Raw genomic sequence first — 10,245 nt, forward strand, 5'->3', positions numbered from 1 at the left:
TGCGGCCCTTTGGTTCATCGAAAATGCGCCAAGCGCTCAGAATTCCATCGAGGCGGAAACCTTGAATGTGCGTGGAGCGCCAGCAGAGAGATAGGTGCGGGCCGAGGACGCCCAGTAGCTGGAGTCGAACACATTCTCGATGGCGGCCTTGAGCTCCATCGGCTTGCCGTTCGGGCCGTCTGTCTCATAGCTCATACCAACGTCGAAGCGCGTCCAGTCTGCGACCTGCTGGGTATTGGCCTGATCGTAGAACGTGGTGCCGGTATAGATCATGCGTCCGTTGACGCTCAGCCCCGGTGCAATGAATGGCAGGTCATATTCGCCATAAAGGCTGAGGGCAAAGCTCGGCACGCCGGGGACCAGCTTTCCGTCCAGAGTACCACCGGCGGTCTTGGCAAGCCGGGCATCCATCAGCGTTACGCCGCCAAGCAGGCGCAGGCCTTCAATTGGTTCGCCCGAAGCGGTAAGTTCGAGGCCCCGATTGACCTGCAGGCCATTGAGATCGAAGGCACCGCCGGGGGCCGCATAGCCATTGGGCTGCTGGATATCGAACAGTGCCGCCGTTAGCAGCATCGCGCCAGTATCGTACTTGAAGCCGACTTCACGCTGGGTGTTGACCACGGGCGCAAAGATCTGTCCCGAATTGGTCGCGGTGAGCGGGGCGGTCGGGCCTTCGGTAAGGGCCTCGACATAGTTGCCATAGACGGTGAAGGCATCGGTGACGTTGAACGCGGCAGCAATAGCCGGACTGAAACGACCGTCTTCATAAAGGTAGTTCCGCACCCCGAGGGCGCCACGATCGGGCCGGGTGTTGAAACTCTCCGACTTCATGGCCTGATAGCGACCGCCGAGCGTCAGCAGGAACCGGTCATCGGCGAAGGACAGCGTGTCGCTTACCGCAAAGCTGGTCGAAAGCAGGCTGGCAAATAGTGGCAAATTGTCCGAGCGCGGGAAGGCGCTCGTGTTGACCGAGCCATTGGCGAGGAAGACCGGCGCATAGATATTGTTGAGGTAAGTGGCGGGCAAAATGATCGACGCTGGAGCGAAGCCGCCACGATAGTTTTCATTCAGGGACTGCGAGTAGGAAACGCTGACCTGATGGCCCACCGGACCGGTATCGAATTCGGTTCGTACACCGACCTCGCCGGTAAAGCCCTGGATTTGCTGGGGCTGAATGGCCAGGGTCGAGCGAGCATTGCCGTTGGCATTGACGATCTGGTGCGACGAGGAGACGAAGTCTTCGCGATAGCGACTGACGCCGCCTGCAGCGTAGATGGTCGTCGTGGGCAGGACATCGAACTCCACCCGGCCAGCGACCATGTTGTGCGTGCTGTCGTGATATTCGAACGGGCTCGACATATTGATGCTGCCATTCGGGGCGGCGGGGATAGCGATCCCGGCTGCAGCCGAATTGAACAGCGATGTGGGGGCATCGATGTTCTGGGTCGCATGATTGATATCGAGCGAGGCGCGGACGCGTTCGCCCTGATAATCAAGGCCCAGCGCCACGACACCGACCTCGGCGATGTTGTGGTCATAGGCCGTGTTGCCGTTCCGGTAGGAGCCGTTGAACCGCACGCCCAGTTCATTGTTCACGCCAAAGCGGCGCCCGAAATCTAGATGGGTCATGAATTGCGAGTTGCTGTTGTAGCTCGCGGTGACCTTGGTCAGCGGGTCAACGCCGGCCCGCTTGGGGATGAGGTTGATGGTGCCGCCAATTCGGCCAACGCCGCCGTTCACGAAGGCCGAGGGGCCCTTGAGAATTTCGACACGCTCAATGCCTTCGAGGAAACTGCGACGCGGATTGGCGAGATAGAACAGCCCGTCATAGGCGGTATCGAGGTTAGTGACCGAAAAGCCGCGGATAAAGAAGGCGTCACGTTCGCTGAAGGGCGAGGCGTCGTTGCGCACCGAAGGGTCGTTGAGGACGACATCGCCGACCGTTTGTGCCTGCTGGGTCTCGATCAGCGCATTCGTGTAGCCGGTAATGCTGAAAGGCGTCTCCTGGACCGAGCGGATGCCCAGTGCGCCAAGCGTTGTTCCCGCAGCGATCTGTCTGCCGACAAAGACAGGCGCCGGCTGCCCAATTGTGCCGGTGGAGGAGATTGGCGAAGGGCCCCGCACCACCACCAGACGGTCGAGCTGGGTGGACCCAGCCGGGGCAACGACTGTGGTGGTCTGTTGGGCGCTGGCCGTTGCTGAAAGCAAGGCAAAAACGGATACCCCTGCGAACGCAAGCACGCTCCCCCTGCTACCGAAAAATGACATTCCTAAACCCCCAAATGTACAATCAGTACCCATGCAACTCTCAAACATGACAATTAGAGTCAAGTCTAACGGAGGTGGGCGTGTTGTCGCAGGCCATTGGAGGGTTTGAAGAATTTTGAACGGGAAGTTGATCGCGATGTTTGTTCTAAAGGCCGCCGCGGTCTTTTTGGGGGCGTCAGCTTGCGGGTTTCTCGGGATCGTTTACTCGCTGCGGGGACTTTGACCACTTGCTTATCCAGCGGCAGGTCGCGCTCGACGCGGAGCGTCCGCGATGGTCTGGCTCGGCGATGAGCCTTGAAATTCGTGTGGCGAAACACCACATGCAATAACGGAGATCGACAAAGGCTTTGGCCGTGCTTAACGCACACGACGATCTAACGACCGGAATGGTCGCCCGTTCTCCCAGGCAATTCATGTTCAGCTATCGCGGCCGCCTACTATTGGCTCGGTTCGCTGGGGAGAGGCGCCTGGACATCGTGCTTCATGAAGACGCCATCCTGAAAGGATGCCACGATGAAAATCACCTATCCGCTTCGTCCGCCAAAACCCAATAACTTCGAACCGGTGACGCGACCGAAGGCTGCGATCTACGCCAGGCAAAGAGACGTTTTTCCCGAGAGCGGGAATCCTGAGCCATCAGAGGCGAACGAACGCACATCGCCTGATCTTCGGCCTGCGTCGTGACACGGGATCAATATGATCTCGCGGAGGCCCAGTTCCGGCCTTTGGCTCCGGCAGATTCAGACCGAGCCGCCAAGCTACTCAGCATTCGAGCGACACAGGCAATGCGGCACCTAGAAAGCCGGGCCACCGAAAAGCAGCAGCGCGACGCCAATCGTGCCCCCATAAAACAACGCGGCGTTTGAGCCTCGGCCGAAATCACTTGGCTGGTGCAGTAGCCGTTACGGAAAGGGACAAGACAATGACTACCATCGACTATAGCGCAGCGGCGGAATTCTACTTCGGCGGGCCGCACCGCAAGTCTCAGGGCGTGAAGTATCGTCGCTTTGCCTCAGCGGCCGAAGCCGTGCAATACGCCGCAGAGGACATGGCCCCGGCGTCATTGAAGGGCGCCATGCTGGAAGTGGATGAGCAGCGTTTCGAGGGCGCCGCCATCCTCGCACTCTACACCGATCACTCTTATCCCCTGGTGAGGCGCAAGACTTCATGAGGGGAGACCAGAATCGTCGTAAGGAAGCACGGCAGGCAGCGTCTCTGTACGCGCCCGCACCCAATGGCTCGATCCTCACCCACGCCTTTGTCGGGTTGTCGATCGCGGTCATGCTCATGTTCGCAATCGCCGGCTTTTACGGCGTGGATTTTGTCAGCCTGCCCGCACTTGCGTTGGGTCTCGCCCTTGCCGCAGCCGCAGCAGGTGTTGCCACTAACCGCGTCCGTACCGCCAGAAATCGTCTGGCCATTGAGAACGAATACAAAAGCCGGGGCGTTTAGGCAGTTCTGCCGAAAAGCGTCCTCCGTCCCCTTCGTGAGGCACTAATCTATTATGGCGACTATGTATCTGGTTCAGGCGTTCAAGCTCGTTGGCAGGAAGCTGGTCGCCGATCCGGTCCAGACCTCCAAAACCGCCGAAAAGGCGGTTGCAACAGCCGAACGCTTGGCGCCCATGCGGGCCGGCGTCATCGCCTTCTCCCAGGAGGTCGATGCCGAAACCGATGCCTATGATGAGCCCCGGGTATTGTTGAAACTGGGCACTTTGCCGCCCGGGTTGATGGAATAGCTGCGAACTGCAATGCGGTGTTGGACCGCGTGGTCCCGCACTTGTCGACCATGTTGAAGTTCGCTGTTTCAGCGAGTTGCTATCCACTTCACGCGCACCTAGCGACTGCGGAAGTAAACCCACTTACGCCGACTTGCGCGAGCGCCAGTTTAGCAAATAAAGTTCCCATGCGGTGGGCACCGCATTTAGGGGACAATCATGCATAAAGCTTTGGCAGGCGTCGTGCTTGCTTTGACCGCAGTCGGCGTCGTGGACGCTGCTGCACTTGATCGCCGCGTGCGCATCAACAACCAAACTTCCTATGACATCGTTCGATTCTACGCTTCGAACTCGGGCACCAATTCTTGGGAGGAGGACATCCTCGGCGAGGATATCCTGCCGTCGGGCTATAGTGTCATGATCAACATCGACGATGGCAGCGGGTACTGCAAATATGACTTTCTGGCCGTCTTCGAGGATGGAGACCAGGTTCAGGCCTCCAACAAGAATGTTTGCGAACTGAGCGAATTCAGCTTCACCGAGTGAGTCTCCCGGTCGTTGGGAGGCGCCGACAAGAGCATTTTCGTTCGGGAATGGCGGGATTGGCGGGCGCCCCATTGGGGCCTCGCCGGTCCCGGTAAAAGCGCCGCAGAAGTCAGGAAATCCGGTCGATTCAGGACCTTGGGACAGGTCAGGCAGTGGTTCCGTTGCGCCTCTTGAGCACAGGCAATTGACCACCCAAATGGCCACCGGGGTTGTGCCCTTGGTTAAAATACGGCAAATTTGGGGACATTCTGGGGGACGCGACGCTGGATTCAAATCTGACGGCACCGACCATCGTACTGTTCGACCTCGATGGAACATTGGTTCATCACGTCAATCCGCGCGTCCTGCAGACGCTGGAATTTCTTGATGATTGTTCGCACCGGGCCGCGCGACTTGTGGCACGTTTCCGGCTGATGCGTCGGCAGTGTGTAGCCGCGCCGCAGAAGTCGCCGAAGCTGCTCGTGCACCGCGCCATTCACCGTGTGCGCCGGAAATCAGTCGAAGAAATGCTGCTGCCCTGCGAGACCTTGCGGTCTGTGCTGGAGCGGCTGCGCGCCAACGGGGTGCTGCTGGCAGTGGTCAGCAACGGGCTCGGTCGGGGCTATGGCCACGACGTGCTGGAAGCCTTCGACCTCAAGAAGTATTTCTCTACCTGCGTCTTCCGCGAGGATGTTGGCCGCGGCAAGCCTTGGCCCGATTCGATCCTTGCGGCGCTTGGAGGCCTTGGGCGCGACGTAAGGGCGCGCGACGTCATCTGGTATGTGGGCGACCAGCGCAAGGATATCGACGCGGCCATGGCGGCGGCGGCGAGCCTTTCGCGACCGATCGTGCCGGTGGCGCTCGGCCCTCGTGCGGCGCTGAGGGCTGTGGAGGGCGATTGCCCGAACCTGCAGATCGCCTGGTCAGCACATGAGCTTGAGCGGGTGACTGCCGATCTTTTCGAGGCTCAAGAAGACAGCGCCGTGCTCGTGGGGCCCTACCCGGTCGTATCGGCCTGACGGTTCGCGGCTGCCTCAGTGCAGGAAAGGTGGCATCCACCTTTCCCCAAGGCATTTCTAGAAATCGAAACCCATCTGGTTGGTTGATGGCGCGGGCGTGGTCTGCGTCGGAACGGGTTCCTTGACGGGCCTTTCGGCGCTGACGACAGGTTTCTTCTTCGGCGCGCGGACGGGCTTGGGAGCAATGGGCACCTCGGCGACGACCGCAACGGGCGCTTCTTCCACGAGTTCTTCGGAAAGAGCTTCGGCCGAGCGAATTGTTTCCAGCCAGGTTCGGGCCGCATCGAGCTTGGCAGGCCGGAAGGCGTAGACGTTTTCGCGGCCCTTTTTCACCTCGGCGACGAGACCGGCGGATTTGAGGACCCGCAAATGCCGCGAGATGGCCGGGCGGCTGATGGAGAAGGCCTCCGTCAGCACGTGGACCGGCGTTGGGGCCGTCTTCAGGATTTCCAGAATCCGGCACCTGGTGGTGTCGGCGAGGGCCGAATAGAGGGCAATCGGGGGTTTGGACTTTCTGCTCATGACGAGAGGCCTACGTAACTGAGGGGTTACAGGTCAAGCGAGCGAACCCTTTGTTCACCAGAAACGTTGGTGTCCCGTTGAGGATGACATCGGAATGCCGCGCATAGGCAATAGATTGGTCACATCCTTCGCCGCAGTCTGGCGTTCAGGAGGAGTTGTCATGGGTTACGCAGCACGTCCGAAATCTTATTCATGGTGGAGCCGGGAGCAGCGCCCGTTCACCCCGGCCGAGATGGTCGCCGACGCAGCGGTGCATATCCTTGGCCTCGTGGTGGCCATGGTTGCGGGATCAATCCTGCTCGCCGTGACCGCGACGCATACTGCGCCCGAAGCATTCCCGGCTCTGACTGTCTATGTCACGACGCTGGTGGCCGTGTTGGGGATATCGCTGGCCTATAATATGTGGCCGATTTCACCGATAAAGCGGCATCTGGCCCGCCTTGATCAGGCTGCAATTTTCCTCTTTATCGCAGGGACTTATACCCCGTTCCTCGCCGTGATTGGCGGCACGCAGATCGGGGCCATCATGATGAGCCTCGTCTGGGGTGCCTCGCTGGTTGGAGTGGCGCTGAAGCTGATCGTGCCGCAGCGTTTTGGGCGGCTGGCGATCCTGCTTTATCTAGCGATCGGCTGGAGCGGAATTGTGGTGTTCCAGGCGCTGGCGCAGGAATTGCCGAGTTCTACGATGTGGCTACTGCTCGCCGGCGGCGTGACCTATTCGGCGGGAATTGTTTTCCACCTTTGGGAAAAGCTCAAATTCCAGAATGCCTTATGGCATGTCTTTGTGGTGGCGGGCGCCAGCCTGCACCTTTGGGCGGTGCTGGACTGCATGGTCATACACCGCCTCTGAAGGCTATTTCGACGCTTCGATGCGAGGGTGGGTGACGGTGTCGCCCGCCTCGATGCCGAGCTCGACGCTACGGCCGCCAGGGATTTCCAGCACAAATTGAACGGGACCATCGGACGGGATGCCGGTGGGGTCGTGCGGCCTGGCGTTGACGTGGATGTTCTTCACGACGCCTTCGCCAGTGATGAAGATCATATCGAGCGGTATGAAGGTGTTACGCATCCAGAACGACACTTCACGGTCGTCTAGGAAATCGAACAGCATGCCGGCATCAGGAGCGAGTTCCTGACGGTACATCAGTCCCTGGGCACGGCTTTCGGCGGTATCGACGACCTCGATATTGAAGGTGTGATCGCCATTGGTGCTGTGGATCGTCAGCTTCGCCTCGTCGCTGCAGGCGGCTAGTGGCAGGCTCACGGCAACCACGGTCGCCGCGACAGCGAGTGCCCGGAATTGGTGCAACATTGGGTGTGCCTTTGCTAGCATACTGTTAGCATTGAGATTGGCTCAATGCGAAGACGGTGCATCGCCCCAACCGTCGGGCCGAATTTCGGCGACCATAAGGCCCTTTGGACCATTGCCATAGCGCACGAGCACGAATTGGCCAGGGCGCAATTCGGTGATGCCAAAACGGCGCAAGGTTTCCATATGCACGAAAACGTCCGGCGTACCTTCGCCGGCGGAGAGGAAGCCGAAGCCGCGAATGCGGTTGAACCACTTCACCTCGAGGCGAACCATGCCCGAGCTGGGCTCGACGACGACATGCGTCCGCGGGCTCGGCATCTGGGCCGGGTGGCGGGCGGTCGACTCGTCCATGGAGACGATGCGGAAGGCCTGCAGCCCACCGGGGCGGTTGAGCGCCTCGACGACGATGCGCGCGCCTTCATAGGCGGTCTGGTAGCCGTCGCGACGGAGACAGGTGACATGAAGCAGGATGTCCGCCATGCCATTATCCGGCACGATGAATCCAAACCCCTTGCCGGCGTCGAACCATTTGATCGAACCGGAGACCTCGATGGTGTCAACGGCTGCCCCGTCCTGCCGCGTGGACAGGTTTTCGCGCTCACCGGCTTCGGTGTCGTGAGACGGATTGGTGGGATTTCCACTTTCGCCGTTAATATTGGCCCCCATGCCGCAACGCCCTTTTGCAACTCCCGTGACCACGGGTACTCGACAATACCAAAGCACTCTGTCCGATTCAGTCCCAAAAGTTAAGAAGGTGTTGCGAAATAGTTGTATGAGCCGAGCCCGGTTGTCGTTGCGGCCAGCTTCCGGGCTTGTTAGGCCAGCATCACGATCGTGCGAAAGGACGCAAAAATGAAATATCTGCACACGATGGTGCGCGTCACCGATGTCGAGGCGAGCCTCAACTTCTACTGCAACGGCCTTGGCCTCGAGGAAGTGCGCCGCACGGAAAATGAGAAGGGCCGCTTCACCCTGATCTTCCTGCGCGCCCCGGGCGATCAGGGCGGCGAGGTCGAGCTGACCCACAACTGGGACCCGGAAGTCTATACGGGCGGCCGGAATTTCGGCCATCTTGCCTATCGCGTGAAGGATATCTACGCGCTTTGCCAGCACCTGCAGGATATGGGCGTCGTCATCAACCGACCGCCGCGCGACGGGCACATGGCCTTCGTGCGTTCGCCAGACGGGGTTTCGATCGAACTGATCCAGGACGGCACCCTGCCCCCGCAGGAACCGTGGGCCTCAATGGCAAATACCGGTAGCTGGTAAGCTTCACCATTCGCTAACCGTGCTGCTTAGCGTACGGTTAGCGAAACCATTCTAATTTTAGCGACTGAACCGTTCAGCCCATTGTGTGTGGTGCTTTTGCCACAGCGGGCAAATCGGGAAAGTTGCCATGCCCCATTTTCTTCGCTCAGTCCTTGCTATCAGCGCCGTCGTAACCACGCTGGCGGCCTGCGTGCCCATGGCCATGTTCGCCAATGGCAGCGGGTCCGGCTATTCTGGATTGAAGGCCGATTGGGGGACCTACGTCGCCTCCCGCGAGGTCAACGCTTTGTGCCTGTCGCCACAACTGCGATTCCTGATCTGGGAATTCGAGGGGCATTTCGGCAAGAAAGTGGTGATGCAATCGGGCTATCGCGACAACCATCACAACGCGGCCGCCGGGGGAGCCGACAACTCCTATCACACCAAATGCATGGCCGCGGATTTCTACATTCCCGGCGTCGACAAGAGCCGGCTGATCGAGTTTGCAATGCGCACTTCGGCGGTGGGCGGGCTCGGCTGTTATCCAGGCCGAAGCTTCATCCATGTCGACGTTCGCGACCGCCCGCGCGGCTACAATCGCCCCGTCACGTTCTCAGGCTGTTGATAACTTTCGGCTTTTTGAAAAAAATTCAAAATCGCCAACGAGGGGGTTGCACTCCAGAAAAGCTCCCTCTATACGACACCCAGCGTTGAGCGCGCCCTTCGTCTATCGGTTAGGACGGCACCCTTTCACGGTGCAGAGAGGGGTTCGATTCCCCTAGGGCGTACCACGCTTCTCCCCCCACATCGTGCAGGGAAAGCGGGTTGGCTCAGGCGCTCAATGCGGTTAGGCGCCCTTCGTCTATCGGTTAGGACGGGACCCTCTCACGGTCCAAAGAGGGGTTCGATTCCCCTAGGGCGTACCAGCACTTTCAAAGACTTGGCGCGGCAGCGCCGCTTCCTCCAAATCTCCATCTGACATGCGGCTTTGGAAAAAGCGCGAGTCGGTGCGCCCAGTAGTGCGTTTTGCGCGAGACGGATGCGCCGTTCCCTATTTTCCGTATTTCCGCGCGCCGAAAACGCAGGCGACCACCGCCAGAGTGACCAGCAGCATGGCCGGCGTTACCGGTTCGCGCAGCAGGGTCGAGGCCAATGCCAGACCAAAAAACGGCTGCAAGAGCTGAAGCTGGCCCACCGCCGCGATGCCTCCCTGGGCGAGGCCACGATACCAGAACACGAAACCGACCAGCATGCTGAACACCGACACATAGGCGAGGCTCAGCCACGCCGGCGTCGCGATACCCGACAGGCTCGGCGGCCAATAGATAATGGTGAGCGTGGCCATGACGGGCAGCGACAAAACCAGTGCCCAGGATATGACCTGCCAACCACCCAAGGTACGCGAGAGTTTTGCGCCCTCCGCGTAGCCAAGACCGCAGACGATGATAGCTGCGAGCATGAGAGCGTCACCGACCGGCGAGGCTGTCAGGCCCTGCATCACGGCAAAGCCGGCAACCAGCGCGCTGCCGAGAATCGAAAACACCCAGAAGATCGGCTTGGGTCGCTCGCCGCCACGCAGAACCCCGAAAATGGCCGTGGACAGAGGCAACAGGCCGATGAAGACGACCGAATGA

At 59.9% G+C, this 10,245-nt stretch carries 13 protein-coding genes and 2 tRNA genes; 10 read left to right on the plus strand and 5 right to left on the minus strand.

The window, feature by feature from the left end; all coding sequences use genetic code 11:
- Positions 1–36: 36 nt before the first annotated feature.
- Positions 37–2,241, minus strand: coding sequence for a TonB-dependent receptor (locus tag ABW043_RS01340; protein ID WP_353919446.1), 2,205 nt, complete (start codon positions 2,239–2,241; stop codon positions 37–39).
- Positions 2,242–3,190: 949 nt separating this feature from the next.
- On the opposite strand from ABW043_RS01340, the gene ABW043_RS01345 reads away from it, so the two are divergent.
- From ABW043_RS01345 to ABW043_RS01365, 5 genes are all read left to right on the plus strand, one after another.
- A complete protein-coding gene (locus ABW043_RS01345) occupies positions 3,191–3,439 on the plus strand; it encodes a hypothetical protein (protein WP_353919447.1) in 249 nt (82 codons plus the stop codon).
- Positions 3,436–3,720 carry a hypothetical protein gene (locus ABW043_RS01350; protein WP_353919448.1) on the plus strand — a complete coding sequence of 95 codons (285 nt, stop codon included), beginning with the start codon at positions 3,436–3,438 and terminating at the stop codon, positions 3,718–3,720. The genes ABW043_RS01345 and ABW043_RS01350 overlap by 4 nt, the downstream gene beginning before the upstream one ends.
- Before the next feature lie 52 nt (positions 3,721–3,772).
- On the plus strand, positions 3,773–4,006 hold the full coding sequence (locus tag ABW043_RS01355) for a hypothetical protein (protein ID WP_353919449.1): 234 nt from the start codon (positions 3,773–3,775) through the stop codon (positions 4,004–4,006).
- A 198-nt stretch (positions 4,007–4,204) separates the two neighbouring features.
- Positions 4,205–4,531 (plus strand): hypothetical protein, encoded by a 327-nt coding sequence (locus tag ABW043_RS01360; RefSeq protein WP_353919450.1) that lies wholly within the window; start codon positions 4,205–4,207, stop codon positions 4,529–4,531.
- A gap of 209 nt (positions 4,532–4,740) precedes the next feature.
- A complete protein-coding gene (locus tag ABW043_RS01365; protein WP_353919451.1) occupies positions 4,741–5,529 on the plus strand; it encodes an HAD hydrolase-like protein in 789 nt (262 codons plus the stop codon).
- Positions 5,530–5,586: 57 nt separating this feature from the next.
- Here the strand turns inward: ABW043_RS01365 and ABW043_RS01370 are convergent, their stop codons facing one another.
- Positions 5,587–6,051, minus strand: coding sequence for an ArsR/SmtB family transcription factor (locus ABW043_RS01370; protein ID WP_353919452.1), 465 nt, complete (start codon positions 6,049–6,051; stop codon positions 5,587–5,589).
- A 160-nt stretch (positions 6,052–6,211) separates the two neighbouring features.
- On the opposite strand from ABW043_RS01370, the gene trhA reads away from it, so the two are divergent.
- Positions 6,212–6,901, plus strand: a complete 690-nt coding sequence (gene trhA / locus ABW043_RS01375; protein ID WP_353919453.1) for a PAQR family membrane homeostasis protein TrhA — start codon at positions 6,212–6,214, stop codon at positions 6,899–6,901.
- 3 nt (positions 6,902–6,904) lie between these two features.
- Here the strand turns inward: trhA and ABW043_RS01380 are convergent, their stop codons facing one another.
- Positions 6,905–7,363: a DUF192 domain-containing protein gene (locus ABW043_RS01380; RefSeq protein ID WP_353919454.1), complete on the minus strand. Its 459-nt coding sequence runs from the start codon at positions 7,361–7,363 to the stop codon at positions 6,905–6,907.
- A gap of 42 nt (positions 7,364–7,405) precedes the next feature.
- Positions 7,406–8,029 (minus strand): cold-shock protein, encoded by a 624-nt coding sequence (locus ABW043_RS01385; protein WP_353919455.1) that lies wholly within the window; start codon positions 8,027–8,029, stop codon positions 7,406–7,408.
- Between the two features lie 186 nt (positions 8,030–8,215).
- Between ABW043_RS01385 and ABW043_RS01390 the strand changes: the two genes are divergently transcribed.
- The 4 genes from ABW043_RS01390 to ABW043_RS01405 all read left to right on the plus strand — a co-directional run bounded on the left by ABW043_RS01390 (position 8,216) and on the right by ABW043_RS01405 (position 9,537).
- The gene (locus ABW043_RS01390; RefSeq protein WP_353919456.1) at positions 8,216–8,632 is read left to right on the plus strand and encodes a VOC family protein; all 417 of its coding nucleotides are present in this window, start codon (positions 8,216–8,218) and stop codon (positions 8,630–8,632) included.
- Positions 8,633–8,759: 127 nt separating this feature from the next.
- On the plus strand, positions 8,760–9,236 hold the full coding sequence (locus ABW043_RS01395; RefSeq protein ID WP_353919457.1) for a YcbK family protein: 477 nt from the start codon (positions 8,760–8,762) through the stop codon (positions 9,234–9,236).
- A gap of 91 nt (positions 9,237–9,327) precedes the next feature.
- Positions 9,328–9,402 (plus strand) — tRNA-Glu (locus ABW043_RS01400).
- A gap of 60 nt (positions 9,403–9,462) precedes the next feature.
- Positions 9,463–9,537: transfer RNA gene (locus ABW043_RS01405), tRNA-Glu, on the plus strand.
- Between the two features lie 125 nt (positions 9,538–9,662).
- Here ABW043_RS01405 and ABW043_RS01410 read toward each other — a convergent pair.
- On the minus strand, positions 9,663–10,245 hold a 583-nt coding region (locus ABW043_RS01410; protein ID WP_353919458.1), incomplete at its 5' end, for a DMT family transporter.

Source organism: Devosia sp. (genome assembly GCF_040509215.1).
Lineage (GTDB): Bacteria > Pseudomonadota > Alphaproteobacteria > Rhizobiales > Devosiaceae > Devosia.